The sequence below is a fragment of the Amycolatopsis pithecellobii genome (assembly GCF_009707865.1).
Taxonomy (GTDB): Bacteria; Actinomycetota; Actinomycetes; order Mycobacteriales; family Pseudonocardiaceae; genus Amycolatopsis_E; species Amycolatopsis_E pithecellobii.
Genome location: NZ_WMBA01000040.1, coordinates 1 through 14,551, shown reverse-complemented (window position 1 = coordinate 14,551; position 14,551 = coordinate 1). Strand labels below are relative to the sequence as shown.

At 68.4% G+C, this 14,551-nt stretch carries 13 protein-coding genes; 5 read left to right on the top strand and 8 right to left on the bottom strand.

Features of this window, described 5'->3' with window-relative positions:
* The first annotated feature begins 5 nt into the window (after positions 1 to 5).
* Positions 6 to 668 (top strand): MBL fold metallo-hydrolase, encoded by a 663-nt coding sequence (locus GKO32_RS23210; RefSeq protein ID WP_154759002.1) that lies wholly within the window; start codon positions 6 to 8, stop codon positions 666 to 668.
* Here the strand turns inward: GKO32_RS23210 and GKO32_RS23205 are convergent.
* Positions 655 to 1,263 (bottom strand): mycothiol-dependent nitroreductase Rv2466c family protein, encoded by a 609-nt coding sequence (locus GKO32_RS23205; protein WP_154759001.1) that lies wholly within the window; start codon positions 1,261 to 1,263, stop codon positions 655 to 657. The genes GKO32_RS23210 and GKO32_RS23205 overlap by 14 nt on opposite strands.
* A gap of 128 nt (positions 1,264 to 1,391) precedes the next feature.
* Between GKO32_RS23205 and pepN the strand changes: the two genes are divergently transcribed.
* Positions 1,392 to 3,956: an aminopeptidase N gene (pepN, locus tag GKO32_RS23200; RefSeq protein ID WP_312868409.1), complete on the top strand. Its 2,565-nt coding sequence runs from the start codon at positions 1,392 to 1,394 to the stop codon at positions 3,954 to 3,956.
* Positions 3,957 to 4,008: 52 nt separating this feature from the next.
* On the opposite strand, the gene GKO32_RS23195 is transcribed toward pepN, so the two are convergent.
* A complete protein-coding gene (locus GKO32_RS23195; protein WP_312868408.1) occupies positions 4,009 to 4,503 on the bottom strand; it encodes a DUF5130 family protein in 495 nt (164 codons plus the stop codon).
* A complete protein-coding gene (ctaJ, locus tag GKO32_RS23190) occupies positions 4,490 to 4,729 on the bottom strand; it encodes an aa3-type cytochrome oxidase subunit CtaJ (protein WP_312868407.1) in 240 nt (79 codons plus the stop codon). The genes GKO32_RS23195 and ctaJ overlap by 14 nt, the downstream gene beginning before the upstream one ends.
* A gap of 264 nt (positions 4,730 to 4,993) precedes the next feature.
* Between ctaJ and GKO32_RS40780 the strand changes: the two genes are divergently transcribed.
* A complete protein-coding gene (locus tag GKO32_RS40780) occupies positions 4,994 to 5,290 on the top strand; it encodes a hypothetical protein (protein WP_154759000.1) in 297 nt (98 codons plus the stop codon).
* 62 nt (positions 5,291 to 5,352) lie between these two features.
* Here GKO32_RS40780 and GKO32_RS23180 read toward each other — a convergent pair whose 3' ends face one another.
* Positions 5,353 to 5,850 (bottom strand): HNH endonuclease, encoded by a 498-nt coding sequence (locus GKO32_RS23180; protein ID WP_312868431.1) that lies wholly within the window; start codon positions 5,848 to 5,850, stop codon positions 5,353 to 5,355.
* Between the two features lie 373 nt (positions 5,851 to 6,223).
* Here GKO32_RS23180 and GKO32_RS23175 point away from each other — a divergent pair, with 373 nt between their 5' ends.
* Both GKO32_RS23175 and GKO32_RS23170 read left to right on the top strand, forming a co-directional pair.
* A complete protein-coding gene (locus GKO32_RS23175) occupies positions 6,224 to 7,204 on the top strand; it encodes a mechanosensitive ion channel family protein (RefSeq protein ID WP_312868406.1) in 981 nt (326 codons plus the stop codon).
* A 5-nt stretch (positions 7,205 to 7,209) separates the two neighbouring features.
* Positions 7,210 to 7,599, top strand: a complete 390-nt coding sequence (locus tag GKO32_RS23170) for a globin (RefSeq protein ID WP_312868405.1) — start codon at positions 7,210 to 7,212, stop codon at positions 7,597 to 7,599.
* A gap of 8 nt (positions 7,600 to 7,607) precedes the next feature.
* On the opposite strand, the gene GKO32_RS23165 is transcribed toward GKO32_RS23170, so the two are convergent.
* The 4 genes from GKO32_RS23165 to GKO32_RS40225 form a co-directional block, all read right to left on the bottom strand.
* Complete coding sequence (locus GKO32_RS23165) at positions 7,608 to 8,267, bottom strand: DUF8010 domain-containing protein (RefSeq protein WP_154758998.1); 660 nt, start codon at positions 8,265 to 8,267, stop codon at positions 7,608 to 7,610.
* Positions 8,260 to 8,676, bottom strand: coding sequence for an acyl-CoA thioesterase (locus tag GKO32_RS23160; RefSeq protein ID WP_312868404.1), 417 nt, complete (start codon positions 8,674 to 8,676; stop codon positions 8,260 to 8,262). The genes GKO32_RS23165 and GKO32_RS23160 overlap by 8 nt, the downstream gene beginning before the upstream one ends.
* 4 nt (positions 8,677 to 8,680) lie before the next feature.
* On the bottom strand, positions 8,681 to 13,615 hold the full coding sequence (locus GKO32_RS23155) for an NAD-glutamate dehydrogenase (RefSeq protein WP_154758997.1): 4,935 nt from the start codon (positions 13,613 to 13,615) through the stop codon (positions 8,681 to 8,683).
* Positions 13,616 to 13,832: 217 nt separating this feature from the next.
* Positions 13,833 to 14,411, bottom strand: a complete 579-nt coding sequence (locus tag GKO32_RS40225; protein ID WP_154758996.1) for a hypothetical protein — start codon at positions 14,409 to 14,411, stop codon at positions 13,833 to 13,835.
* Positions 14,412 to 14,551: the final 140 nt, after the last annotated feature.

Genomic DNA, 14,551 nt, shown 5'->3' with positions numbered 1-14,551 from the left:
TGGGTATGGCGCGATGGACCGAGCTCGGCGAAGGCGTGTACGCCCGGCGCTACACCCACCTCGACCAGACGCTCGGCCTTGTCGTGGGCGCCGAACGGTGTCTCGTCGTGGACACCGGCGGCGACGAGGTCCAGGGCGCGGAGTTCGCCGCGGCCATCCGGGAAATCACGACCGTGCCGTGGCTCGTCGTGCTCACGCACGCCCACTTCGATCATCACTTCGGCACGAAGCCGTTCCTGCCGTGCCCGGTGTGGGCGCACGAGCGATGCCGGGCCGCGATGGGCGCCGATCGCGAAACCTGGGTGGAAACCTTTCGCCGCGAACACAAACACGAACTCGCCCGGTTGCTCGAAGAGGCCGAACTGGTGCCCCCGAGTCACCTGTTCACCGCCGAAGTCACCCTGGACCTCGGCGGCCGCAAGGTGACGCTGCTGCACCCCGGGCGCGGTCACACCGACCACGACGTCGCCGTCCACGTGCCCGACGCGGGCGTGTTGTTCGCCGGTGACCTCGTCGAGCAGGGCGCGCCACCGGAGATCGGGTACCCCGCGGATTGGCCGTCCGCGATCGACGAGCTGCTCGCCTTGCACCCCGGCACCGTCGTGCCGGGGCACGGCGAACCTGTTGACGCCGCGTTCGTGCGGCGTCAACAGGTCACTCGAAGTTGAGCTCGCCGGTCCTGGTCCGCTTCAACTCGAAGAAGTCCGGGTACGAAGCCAGCGCCACGGTGCCGTCGAACAGTTTCAGCGCGTCCTCGCCACGCGGGATCGAGCTCAGCACCGGGCCGAAGAACGCGACCCCGTTGACGTGGATCGTCGGCGTGCCGACGTCCATCCCGACCGGGTCCATGCCCTCGTGGTGGCTCTTCTTCAACGCCTCGTCGTATTCGGTGGACTCGGCGGCAGCCGCCAGATCCGCCGACGCGCCGACCGCTTCGAGGGTCTGCTTGAGAACCGTGGGAATGTCCTTGTTCGCCTGATTGTGGTAGCGCGTACCGAATTCGGTGTAGAAGTCACGCAACACGCCCTGGTCCTTCGACTGGGCGAGCGCGGTCGCGACCCGCACCGGACCCCACGCCTTCTTCATCATCTCTTGGTACTCCTCGGGCAGGTCACGGCCGGAGTTGAGCACCGCGAGACTCATCACCTTGAACCGCAGATCGAGATCGCGATGTTGTTCGACTTCCAGGATCCAGCGCGACGTAATCCACGCGAACGGGCAGACCGGATCGAAGTAGAAGTCGACACGCGCGCGATCAGGCATGGCAGTCCTCCCTTGTGAGCCATCGTCACCCACGCCAACAGCTTGCGCATTCCGCTTGTTCCCCCGGTCATCCGTGATTGGATAGCAAGACAGATCCAACTGCCCATCGCTAGTGCTACGAGGTGCCTGTGCCCGCCCCTAACCTGACCCGTGACCAAGCCAAAGCGCGCGCGGAGCTGCTGGAAGTCGAGTCCTACGACATCCTCCTCGATCTCACCGACGGAAACGGTGCGCCCGGGGAGAAGACGTTCGACTCGACCACCACGATCCGGTTCGCCAGTGCGCGCCCCGGTGCCGGCTCGTGGGTCGACATCGTGGCCGCTCGGGTGCGGGCCGCGACGCTCAACGGCCGCGAACTCGACGTGTCCGGCTATGTCGAGGACGACGGAGTCGCACTGCCGGAACTGGCCCCGGCCAACGAACTCGTCGTGCGCGCCGACTGCCGGTACATGAACACCGGCGAAGGCCTGCACCGGTTCGTCGACCCGGTGGACGACGCGGTCTACCTCTACACCCAGTTCGAGACCGCGGACGCCAAGCGCATGTTCGCCTGTTTCGACCAGCCCGACCTGAAATCGGTGTACCGGCTGACCGTGATCGCGCCGAGCGACTGGAAGGTCGTCTCCAACGCCAGAGTCGAGTCCACCGAGAAGACGCCGGAAGGCGCGACGAAGACCGTTTTCGCGACGTCGGAACGCATTTCTACGTATCTGGTCGCGCTGGTCGCCGGTCCGTACGCCGAATGGCACGATCAGTACACCGACGAGCACGGCACGATCCCGCTGGGCATCTACTGCCGCGCGTCGCTCGCCGAGCACATGGACGCCGACCGGCTGTTCACCGAGACAAAGCAGGGATTCGGCTTCTACCACAAGGCTTTCGCCACGCCGTACCCGTTCTCCAAGTACGACCAGTTGTTCGTGCCGGAGTTCAACGCGGGCGCGATGGAGAACGCCGGCGCGGTCACGTTCCTCGAGGACTACGTGTTCCGCAGCCGGGTCACCCGCTACTCCTACGAACGCCGCGCCGAGACGCTGCTGCACGAGATGGCGCACATGTGGTTCGGCGACCTGGTCACCATGCGCTGGTGGGACGACCTGTGGCTGAACGAGTCGTTCGCGACGTTCGCGAGCGTGCTGGCGCAGGCCGAGGCGACCGAGTACGAGCACGCGTGGACAAGCTTCGCGAATATCGAGAAGTCCTGGGCGTACCGGCAGGACCAGTTGCCTTCGACGCACCCGATCGCGGCCGACATCGTCGACCTGCAGGCGGTCGAGGTGAACTTCGACGGCATCACCTACGCCAAGGGCGCGAGCGTGCTCAAGCAGCTGGTGTCCTACGTCGGGCTGGACAACTTCCTCGCCGGCCTGCGGGTGTACTTCGGCAAGCACGCGTGGGGCAACGCCACCTTGGCCGATCTGCTCGCCGCGCTGGAACAGGCCTCGGGCCGGGACCTGTCGGGGTGGAGCGCGCAGTGGCTGGAAACCACCGGCCTGAACTCGCTGCGGCCGCGTTTCGACACCGATGGTGAGGGCCGGTTCACGTCGTTCGCCGTCGTGCAGACCGGCGCCAAGCCGGGCGCGGGCGAGCTGCGCACGCATCGCATCGCGGTCGGCGTCTACGACGACGTCAACGGCAAGTTGGTGCGGGTGCAGCGGGTCGAGCTGGACGTCGAGGGCGAGGTCACCGAGGTGCCCGACCTGATCGGCGCTCCGGCGGGGAAACTCGTGCTGGTCAACGACGATGACCTCACGTATTGCACGATGCGGCTCGACACCGGTTCGCTGACCACGCTGGTCGACCGGATCGCCGATATCACCGAACCGTTGCCGCGCACGCTGTGCTGGTCGGCCGCGTGGGAGATGACGCGGGAGGCCGAGCTCAAGGCACGCGATTTCGTCGCGATCGTTTCGCACGGCATTCACGCCGAGACCGAAGTCGGTGTGGTGCAACGACTTCTGCTGCAGGCGCAGACCGCGCTGAACTCCTACGCGGAGCGCGAGTGGGCGACCGAACGCGGCTGGCCGGACTTCACCGCACGGCTGCTCGAGCTGGCGCGGGCGGCCGAGGCCGGGTCGGATCACCAGCTGGCGTTCGTCAACTCGCTCGCCGGCTCGGTGCTGGACGAGGAACAGCTCGCCGTACTCGCCGGGTGGCTCGACGGTTCGGCTCCGCTGCCGGGCCTGACCGTGGACGCTGACCTGCGGTGGCGGCTGCTGAATGCCTTGGTGGCACACGGAAAAACCGGCGATGCTGAGATCGACGTCGAGCTGGCCCGTGACGACACCGCGACGGGCAGGCGGCGTGCCGAGCACGCGCGGGCGCTGCGGCCGAGCGCGGAAGGCAAGGCGGAGGCGTGGCGGCGCGCGGTCTACGACGACGAGCTGCCCAACGCGATCAGCAACGCGATCATCGGTGGTTTCTCACATCCTGGCCAGAAAAACCTGCTGAGCGGCTATGTCGCGACGTACTTCGACGTGATCGACGAGGTGTGGCAGCGGCGGTCCAGCGAGCGGGCACAGCCGGTGGTGGTCGGGTTGTTCCCGGCGTGGGCCGTTGATCAGTCCACTGTGGACGCCGCGGATGTGTGGCTCGCCGAGGAGCGTCCTGCCGCGTTGCGGCGACTGGTGTCGGAAGGGCGCGCGGGGATCGTCCGCGCGCTCGCCGCCCGCGAGTTCGACGAGAGCCGGTAACGACATCAGCCGGCCTCCCGCGCGGGAGGCCGGCTGATGCGGTGCCAGTGGGTCAGGCCGGGGCGTGCCCGGCCTGGTCGGCGAGCATGCGCAGGCCGGAGACGAGGCCGCCGACGAGGTCGCCCTCCTTGAACGAAGCGACCATGCTCATCACCGCGAGCTTCGCGGCGCGGTCGGGCAGCCGCAGGAACGCGTCCGCGCCGGTGACGATCTCGACCACCCGCTCGCCGGGTGAGACCGCGATCAGCACCGCGTTGGCTGCGGCCTCGCCGATCGAGGCGTGCAACCGCTCGGCCGCGACGCGCGTGTCGTCACCGCCCAGCTCGCCGAGGTACACGCTGAAATCGAGACCCGTCTCCCGGCTCGCGAGCGTGAGGGCCTCGTCGAGACGGGCGAGCTGCTGCACGCTGAACGGCGTGGCCGGCGCGGCGGGCTCGTACATCTTGGCCACCGAGCGGCGCCCGGTGGACAGCACGCCCACGCCGAACTCCGGCTCCGGTGCGGCGACTTCAGCCGGGCTCTCTCCGACCAGTTCACCAGCTGCCACGGGCACCTCCCACTGCCGTCCCCGACGCCTCGCCGGGGTTCACCTGCCGATGCGTACCGACGCCTTCGGGGTTGGCGCTCCACCAGATCGGCGGGTACTCCCACGGCTGTCCCGGCCGGTAGCGCGGGGTCGCGGCGAACTTCGACCGCAGCGTCAACAGCGCGACGATGCCGTAGATGACCCCCGGGATCAACGCGAAGATCAGAATCGTCTGGACGATGCTCACGTCAGCACCTTAACCGATGGGCCACCGGCCTCAGCCGGACCATCCACCTTGGGCGGCCCAAGGTCGGCCGTGTGGCGATATTCGGTTCACGCGTAGGGCCGAATGGCCCTTCCGCGAAAGGTGGCAACGCACCGTACGGCCGGCCGCACCGAACGCTATTGGCTTGTCCCGGGGGTGAAATCCTCGTAGTTTTTCACCTGTACGGGCCTTGCGCCCCGCTCCCTTACCCGCCAAGTAACGCACTGGGTCCCCGGAGGACACATCATGAACCTCGCGCTTACCCTCGCTCAGCCCAACGCCGACCACGTTCTGTCACTGATCGACTTGCTTGAGTGCCAGGGTACGAGGGTCACCCGTGGGACGAGGGTTACCGCGGGTACGCGGGTCACCAGGGGCAACCGGGTGACGCGGGGCACGAGGGTCACGGCGGGTACACGGGTCACGCGGGGCAACCGGGTCACGCCGGGGACCAGGGTCACTGCAGGTACCCGGGTCACGCGCGGCACCAGGGTCACCCGCGGGACACGCGTGACGTGCGGGACCCGCGTCACCGCAGCCTGAACCGGATTCCGGGCACCAGAATCACCCCGGCCGTCCGCGAAAACGGCCGGGGCACCGTGTTCTCAGGCGGCGACACCCAGATACGGTCGCCACAGGGGGTCGGCCTCGCCGCTGTGGACGAGCAGCCGCCAATGCGGGCCGTGCGGTGCCGTCGGCACCACTCGCAGATGCCAGCCCAGTTCCGACAACAGCAGATCGGCCTTGCGGTGATTGCATTTCGCGCAGCAGGCCACGCAGTTCTGCCAGCTGTGCTGCCCACCGCGGCTGCGCGGGATGACGTGGTCGATCGTGTCGGCCCTGGCCCCGCAGTAGGCGCAGCGGTACCGGTCGCGGTGCATCAAACCGGCGCGGGTGAGCGGCACCTGCGCGCGGTAGGGCACCCGGACATAGGTGGAGAGGCGGATCACCGAGGGCACCGGCAACGACACGGTGGCCGCGTGCAGGGTCAGCCCGGCCGGATCTCCGTGCACCACATCGGCTTTGCCGCACATGACGAGCACCACGGCCCGCCGCAGTGGCAGCGCCGTCAACGGCTCATAGGTGGCGTTGAGCAAGAGCACCCGCCGTCGCCCCCAGCCCATGGGGGCCATGCCGACCGCCGGATCCCGCCCTCTACGCTGTCCGGGCGGACGGGAGCCACGTCCTGCGCCGCCTCGCGAAGGTGGCCCACTGGCATGGTGGCCACTTGCGGCAGCCCCACCCGGATAGGCACACAAAACTACCTCCGGCGCCGGTCCGGCCACGGGATTGTGGTCGTCGGCGCCGGGAGGGTTCGGTTGTCGGTCTGGCACTCGACCACCTCCACCGGTGCGGTCATAGTCGACCACAGATCACACCCGAAATGCACCTGTGTTAGAAGACGTGTCCTGTGACATCCGTCGGACGTTCACGTGAACAAGGGCACAAGATGCGAGAAAGGGAGCGCAGAACCCGGTGATCCCGCTGCTGACCGAGACGCCCACCTGTATTTCCGACCCCGGCACATGGTGCTACCAGGTGTATCAGGTAACGCACAACGAGTGGCTGGCGGCGTCGGCGGGCTGGCTCGTGGCCAAGCCCATCAAGATCATCCTGATCCTGCTCGTCGCCTTCCTGATCCGGCTGCTGTTACGCAAGCTCATCGACCGGGTCACGCAAATCCCGCGCGGCAATGGCCGGCGGATGCCCGCGCTGCTGCGCCCGCTGCGGGAACGCGCGCCGGAACTGCTCGGCCCTGTGGTGATCGAGCGGCGCCGCCAGCGGGCCAAGACGATCGGCTCGGTGCTCAAGTCGCTGACGTCGTTCATCGTCTACGGGCTCGCGTTCATCCAGATACTCGGCGAGCTGGGCATCAACCTCGGGCCGATCATCGCCTCGGCCGGGATCGTCGGCGTCGCGCTCGGGTTCGGCGCGCAGAACCTCGTCAAGGACTTCCTGTCCGGAATGTTCATGATGCTCGAAGACCAGTACGGCGTCGGTGACGTGATCGACATCGGCGCGGCCAGCGGCACCGTCGAGTCGGTCGGCTTGCGCATCACCACGTTGCGCGATGTGAAGGGCACCGTCTGGTACGTGCGCAACGGCGAGGTGCTGCGGGTCGGTAACTCCAGCCAGGGCCACGCGAACGCGGTGGTGGACGTGCCACTCAACTACACCGCCGACATCGACCGCGCGGTCGAGGTGCTCACCATCGTCGCGAACGGGGCGGTGTCCGCGGAACCGCTGTCCGCCGACGTACTGGAACCGCCGGAGGTGCTGGGTGTGGAAACCGTCACCCCGGAAGGCATCACGATCCGGCTGACGGTCAAGGTCCGGCCCGGCAAACAGTGGTCGGTGCAACGCGCGCTGCGGGCCAAGGTGATCTCCGGGCTCGAGGAGGCCGGGTTCGAGCCACCCATGGGCCGGTTCCTCACTCAGCCCGGGGCGGCACAATAGAAGGCGTGTCCGAACCAGAAGCGCAGTCCTTCTACGCCGCCGTGGGCGGCGAGCCCACCTTCCGCAAGATCGTCGCCCGGTTCTATGCCGAGGTCGCGACCGACGAGGTGCTGCGCCCGCTGTACCCCGAGGAGGATCTCGGCCCCGCCGAGGAGCGGTTGCGGCTGTTCCTGATGCAGTACTGGGGCGGCCCGCAGACCTACTCGCAGCGCCGCGGCCACCCGCGGCTGCGGATGCGGCACGCGCCGTTCACGATCGGCCCGATCGAGCGCGACGCGTGGCTGCGTGCGATGCGTGTGGCCGTGGACGAGGCGCAGTTGCCACCGGAACTCGACCGGCAACTGTGGCAGTACCTCGAAATGGCCGCGCAGAGCATGATGAACAGCTGGGGCTGACCCGCTCGTCAGAACACCAGCGGCAGGAGGGCCTGCCGTCGCCGCAGCACCGCGCCGTAACGGGCGTCCAGACGCAGCCAGGAGCCCGTCGCGGTCACCCGGACCCGGTCACCGGAGATCGACGAGTCGGCAAAACCCATACCCGACAACGCGAACAGGCAGCGCATCGGGATCTTGACCTCGAGTCCGCCGCCGGTCACGGTGATCACGGTCTGGTCCATCAGCGACGCCGGCGGCGTGCCGTGCGGGCCGACGTGGTCATGCGCGAGCGCCACGCCTCGCTCGGTCAGCTCCCCCACGACCCCGATCGGCAGATCGTCCACGTGCCGCCACTGCCCGCCCGCCGGCAGTTCGGCATGCCACAACAGATCCCGTGGCGGCCCCGGGTCCATGTGCTCGCCGGGCGCGACGGTCAGCGCGGCGAGCAGCTCGTTGCCCGACACCGTCACATCGCGCGGGGTGACCTGCCCGTGCACGGCGCGGGTGGCCAGCACCTCGAACGGCGTCACCACCCACGCCTCCACGACCTGCTCGTCCCGGTTGCGCAGCCGTACCGCGCACATCCCGTCCAGCCGGACCGCGCGGGCGACGAACGCACTGAGCGTCTCGCGGTCCGCGCCGTCGGGAATGTGCAACCCGGTCGCCGGTGCCTTGGTGCTGTCAGTCATCGGCCAGCCTGTCTTTCAGGAACTCGCGCTCCTCGTCGGTGAACCGCCGCGGCCGGCCGGTCGAAACGTCGTAGGGTGCCAGCACGGTGTCCGCGACGGCGGCGATTGTGTCCTCTGTAGACGATCCACTGTAGACCGTGTAGTCGAGCGTGATCGAGGCAAACTTCAAGTCCCGCAAGGAAATCTCGACCCGCAGATCCGTCGAATTCACCACGACCGGCGCCCGGTAGTGCACGGACAGCTTGACGACGACCATCCCGGCCGCGAACCCGGGGAGCCCGGCCTTGACCGCATCGGTGAACACCAGCGGAATGCGGGCCTCTTCGAGCAACGTCACCATGCGCGCATGGTTGACGTGCCCGAAGGAGTCCATGTCCGACCAACGAGGCCGGACCATCGCGACGTACACCGCGTTACCTCACCGTGCTCCTGAGCTGCCGTGCGGCGACCGACAGGGTCGCCAGGTCCAGCCTGCCCGACTGGCCGATCTCGTCGAGGGTGACCCTCGCCCGCGCCAGGCGCGAGGCGTTCGCCTTCTCCCATTGCGCGATCTTCTCGTCGGCGGAGTCCTCAGGATCGCTGTGGCGCAAGGCATCCAGGGTGATCGCCCGCAGCGACGAGTACACGTCGTCACGCAGCGAAAGCCGGGCGAGCGCATGCCAGCGGTTACCGCGTTCAAGCGCGCTGATGGAGGTCAGCAGCCGGTCGACGCTCAGGTGCGAGGACAGCGCGTAGTACAGCTCGGCGGTCTCCTGCGGGCTGCGCTCGGTGGCGACCCTGGCCTCCCGCTCGGCGAGCTCGGTGACCTCGATGACGTCCAGCAGACCGTAGGCGTCCAGCAGCAGCGTGACCTGATGGGCCAGCTGACGCGGGCAACCCTCGCCGCAGAACCGGTCCGTGCGCGCCTCGACCGCCTCGGCTTCGCGGCCACGCAGCAACTCGCCGACCTTCGGCGCGAGCTGCGCGACCGCATCGCCGAACCGGCTGATCTCCGCGCCGACCGCCAGCGGCTGCGGCCGGTTGGCCAGGAACCAGCGCGCGGCCCGGTCCAGCAGGCGGCGCGATTCGAGCATCATCGCGTCGGTGATGTCCGTGGAGACCTGATTTTCGAGCGCGTGGATGTCCCGCCACAACGTGTCGAGCCCGAACACGCGGGTGACGATGGTGTACGCGCGCACGGCGTCGGTCGCGGTCGCGTTCATCTCCTCGGCCAGCCGGTAGGCGTAGGAGAGCCCGGCCCCGTCGACGACCTCGTTGACCAGCATCGTGGAAATGATCTGGCGGCGCAGCGGATGCTCGTCGACCACCGCGCCGTAGCGCTCCCGCAATGCCTTCGGGAAGTACTCGGGCAGGCGATGCGCGAATGCCTCCCCGTCGGGCAGGTCGCTCGCGAGCAGCTCGTCCTTCAAGTCGAGCTTCACATGCGCGAGCAACGTCGCCAGTTCCGGCGACGTCAGGCCGTGACCGGCCTTCTGCCGCGCCCGGAACTCCGCCTCGCTCGGCAGCGCCTCCAGCTTGCGGTCCAGCGCACCCGAGGACTCCAGCGCGGCGATCTGCCGCTCATGCACGCCCAGCATCGCGGACGCGTGCGCACGGGCGACGCCCAGCACGGCGTTCTGGTGGTAGTTGTCCGCGAGCACCAGCTCACCGACCTCGTCGGTCATCTCGTGCAGCAGTTCGTTGCGCTGCTCGCGGTCGAGCTCCCCCGTCGTGACCAGATGGTCGAGGAAGATCTTGATGTTGACCTCGTGGTCGGAGCAGTCCACCCCGGCGGAGTTGTCCAGCGCATCGGTGTTGATCTTGCCGCCCGCACGGGCGAATTCGATCCGGCCGAGCTGGGTGAGCCCGAGGTTGCCGCCCTCGCCGACGACCTTGACCCGCAGATCGCCGCCGTTGACACGCACCGCGTCGTTGGCCTTGTCGCCCGCGTCGGCGTGCGTTTCCCCGCCGGCCTTGACGTAGGTACCGATCCCGCCGTTCCACAGCAGGTCCACCGGAGCGAGCAGGATCGCCTTGATCAGCTCGGCCGGTGACAGGTGCGTGATGTCCTCGCCGAGCCCGAGCGCGCGCCGGGCCTGCGGCGACACCGGGATCGTCTTGGCATTGCGCGAATAGATGCCGCCGCCCTCGCTGATCTTCGAACGGTCGTAGTCCTCCCACGACGAACGCGGCAAGGCGAACAAACGCTTGCGCTCGGCGAAGGAGGCCGCGGCGTCGGGGTCAGGGTCGAGGAAGACGTGCAGATGGTTGAACGCGGCGACGAGCCGGATGTGCTCGGACAGCAGCATCCCGTTGCCGAACACGTCCCCGGCCATGTCACCGATGCCGACGACCGTGAAGTCCTCGCGCTGGGTGTCCAAGCCGAGCTCACGGAAGTGCCGCTTGACGCTTTCCCACGCGCCACGCGCGGTGATCCCCATGGCCTTGTGGTCATAGCCGACAGAACCACCGGAAGCGAACGCGTCCCCGAGCCAGAACTCGTAGTTCGCGGAGACCTCGTTGGCGATGTCGGAGAACGTCGCAGTGCCCTTGTCGGCCGCGACGACCAGATACGTGTCGTCGGGGTCATACCGGACCACGTCCTTCGCCGGAGCGGTGCGGCCCTCCAGCCGGTTGTCGGTCAGATCCAGCAGCCCCGAGATGAACATCCGGTAGCAGGCGATGCCCTCGGTCAGCTGCGCGTCGCGATCGACCGACGGATCACCGGTCAGCGCCGGCGGGCGCTTGACCACGAACCCGCCCTTCGCCCCGACCGGCACGATCACGGCGTTCTTCACCGCCTGCGCCTTCACCAAGCCCAGGATCTCCGTGCGGAAATCCTCACGACGGTCGGACCAGCGCAACCCGCCACGCGCGACCGCACCGAACCGCAGGTGCACACCCTCCACCCGCGGCGAGTACACGAAGATCTCGAACCTCGGCCGCGGCTCCGGCAGATCCGGCACGGTGCGCGGATCGAGTTTGAACGACAGGAACGGGCGCAGGTTGCCGTCGGTGTCGGTGACCCGGTAGTTCGTGCGCAGCGTCGCGGAGATGACGGCGAGCAGGCGGCGCAGGATCCGGTCCTCGTCGAGGCTCGTCACCTCGTCGATCATCTCGGTGATCTCGCCCACGAGCGCGTCCGCCTGCGTGTCGGTCTCCGGATCGGTGGCCAGGTCGAACCGGTGCTCGAACAGCTCTACCAGCTTGGTAGCGATGTCGGTGTGCGCCAGCACGGCGGACTCGATGTACTCCTGCGAGTACGGCGTGCGGGCCTGGCGCAGGTACCGCGCGTACGCGCGCAGCACCGACGCCTGTCGCCAGGTCAGCCCGGCACGCAGCACGAGCGAGTTGTAGCCGTCGACCTCGCAGTCACCGCGCCACGCAGCGGCGAACGCATCCTGGAACCGCACGCGCAGGTCCCGCTCCGCTTCCCCGGTCAGCTCGTCGAGGAAACGCTGACTGATCCGGAGCCCGAAATCGTAGATCCACCAACGGGTTCCGTCTTCGCGGCGCAGCTCGTACGGCAGCTCGTCGACGACCTCCACGCCCATCCGCTGCAACACCGGCAGCACCGCGGTGAGCGTGACACCCTCGCCGAGGAGATAGAGCTTGAAGCGTCGCTCCCCCGGCTCGGCGTGCGCCGGCACGTAGAAAGACATCGTCAGGTCCTGCTCGCTGCGCAGGCCTTCCAGGCTCCGCAGGTCCGCGAGGGCTTCGACGGCGGAGAAGTCTTCCTTGTACGCCTCGGGAAACACGTTCGCGTAGCGCTGGCCCAGTTCGGTCGCGGACTCCTCGCCGAGCGAACCGGCGCCGCGGCCGGACTCGCGCCGTTCCGCGAGGATCGCGTCGACCATCCGGTCGTCCCAGCTGCGGACGACGGAGTTGAGGTGTTCCTGGATGCGCAGGGTGTCCGGTTCGAGGCTGCTGCCCGGTGCGGTGTGCACGGTGAAGTGGATCTGCGCGAGCGCGGTCTCGCCGACGCGGGTGGCGTACTCCAGGTGGGTGCCTTCGAGTTCGGCGAGCAGCACCTCCTGCATCGCCAGGCGGGAGCGGGTGGTGTACCGGTCGCGCGGCAGGAACACCAGGCACGAGTAGAAGCGGCCGTAGGGGTCGCGGCGCAGGAACAGGCGCAGGCGACGGCGGTCCGACAGCGTGATGGCCCCGATGGCGGTGGAGTACAGCGAATCGGAGTCGGCGGAGAACAGGTCGGCGCGCGGCCAGTTCTGCAGGACTTCGAGCATCCGCTGGCCGGAGAACGATTCCATGGGGTAACCGGCGCGGTGGATGACCTCACGCACCTTTTGCGCGACGACCGGGATGTCCAGGACGTCTTCGTGCAGCGCGCTGGTGGTGAACATGCCGAGGAAGCGGTGCTCCCCGGTGACCGTGCCGTGCTCGTCGAACGTGCGGACGCCGACGTAGTACGGGTACACCGGGCGGTGCACCGTCGAGGGGGCGCTGGCCTGGGTCAGCACGAGTGGCTGGGGCTCGCGGGTGTCGAACGTGGCGTCCGGGCCTTTGGTGAGGCTGCGGGCGGCGAGGTTGTCGTGCCTGAGCACCCCGAGGCCGGACGCGAGTGACGGGCGCAGGGCGGGGCCGTCGTCACCCGGTTCGCCTTCGGCCAACTGGTAGTAGCGGTAGCCGAGGAACGTGAAGTGTCCCGAGGCAAGCCATTCGAGGAGTTCGCCGCTGGTTTTTTCGCTCACCTCGGTGGCGACGTCCCGTGCGGCGCGCACCATCTTGTCGGTGTCCTCGACGACCTCGCGGACGTCGCCGAGGACGGATGTGAGGTGGGTTTCGAGTTCGCGGGCCCGGTTCGGGTCGGTGATCAAATCGATCTCGACGTACATCCACGACTCGGCGGCCGCGCCTTCGGGTGGCTCGGCGACGTCGGCGTCCGGGTGGATGTCGAGCAGCTTGCCGGTGAGGTCGCGACTGACGACGACGATGGGGTGGACCAGGCGGTGCACTTGGCTGCCGTCACGGGCGAGCTTGGCGGTGACCGAGTCGACCAGGTACGGCATGTCGTCGGTGACGATCTGGACGACGGTGGCTTCGCGGGTCCAGCCGTCCTCGGTGGTGGTGGGGTTGAGCAGGCGCACGCCCGGGCGGCCGGGTATGCGCTGGGCGGCGAACTGGCTGTGGGAGCGCACGGCGCCGACGAGGTCGACGGGGTCGTCGCCGACGACTTCCTCGGCAGGCAGGTGGCGGTAGTAGAGGCGGATGAGCTCGGCGATGTCGGGTGCGTTGGCGGCGGCGGCCTCGATCAGTTCGTCCCGGATCTGCTCCGGGCTGGCAGGCCGCCGTTGAAGATCTTCCCGCGCGGCGCCGGTGCCGGGACGGGACGAAACACTGGTCGAGCTCATTTCAAGCAACTCCACTGAGCCTTGATCACGCGATCACGCCGAACAGACCCACCATAGTGCGGTGTTTCGGGGGACATTCCCGTACGGGCACACATCGTGGCCCGCACAGGTGCTAACCCTCACGAACTTCCGCATGGTCGCGGCGGTCCCTCCCGGCGGAGATCGGTACTGGGTTCTGTTGGGCTGCTCGACTGCGCCCAGCAGTACCTCCGCGGAGTCAGTGGTCACCACCACGGTGCCGCCCGTTCGCCGGTGGCTCCCCGTTGCGTCCATGCCCGTTGACAGTGCGGCGGTCGTCGGTGGAGTTGCTGCCGAGCCGCTTCACCAGGGCGGCTGCGCTGGACGTGCCGGCTTGGTGCTCCGCGAGTGCACGCGCGAGGAGATCGGCCAACCCGGCGTCGGGAGGAAGGTCGTCGGGGTACTCGCTGCGGAACGGCTCACCGAGGTCACCGTCCTCAATGACCGGCTTACTGGTGAACGGCGTCGCGGACGCCGACGCCAGCGCCTGGTCGGTGTACTCCTCGAACGGCTCCAGCGACGGCGGGAGTTTCAGCCGTGGCAGCCAAGGATCGTTGACCGCAAGCGAATTGCCACCCGCGGCAGCGCGAGTCGTCGGCTCGGTGTTGCTCCCCTGATCGTCGCCGTCCGCTTCCGGCCCGGACTTCGCCTCGCCGAGCTCATCTCGCCGGCTGTCCTGGTCAGCTGTCCGGCCACCACGCCCGGTCGCGGTGCCCGACTCTCCGGGGTGCGTAAGCGTTTCGTCCCCAGGTGCGATGCCACGCCCAGCGTGCCTCACCGCGCCATCGCCAGCCGTGGTGTCAGCCCCGCCGCCATGCGCTAGGGCCCCACGACCAGCCGCGGCGCCAGTCTCACTGCTGCCCCGCGCCGCCGCGCCAAGCCCAGCCCCGGTGTCCACCGCGCCACCACTCTCGCTCC

Bases quoted from the DNA above. Each gene is read 5' to 3' on its own strand.
- GKO32_RS23210 (WP_154759002.1), top strand. From the start codon at position 6: ATGGCGCGATGGACCGAGCTCGGCGAAGGCGTGTACGCCCGGCGCTAC.
- GKO32_RS23205 (WP_154759001.1), bottom strand. From the start codon at position 1,263: ATGCCTGATCGCGCGCGTGTCGACTTCTACTTCGATCCGGTCTGCCCG.
- GKO32_RS40780 (WP_154759000.1), top strand. From the start codon at position 4,994: ATGAACCTCGCGCTTACCCTCGCTCAGCCCAACGCCGACCACGTTCTG.
- GKO32_RS23165 (WP_154758998.1), bottom strand. From the start codon at position 8,267: ATGACTGACAGCACCAAGGCACCGGCGACCGGGTTGCACATTCCCGAC.
- GKO32_RS23155 (WP_154758997.1), bottom strand. From the start codon at position 13,615: ATGAGCTCGACCAGTGTTTCGTCCCGTCCCGGCACCGGCGCCGCGCGG.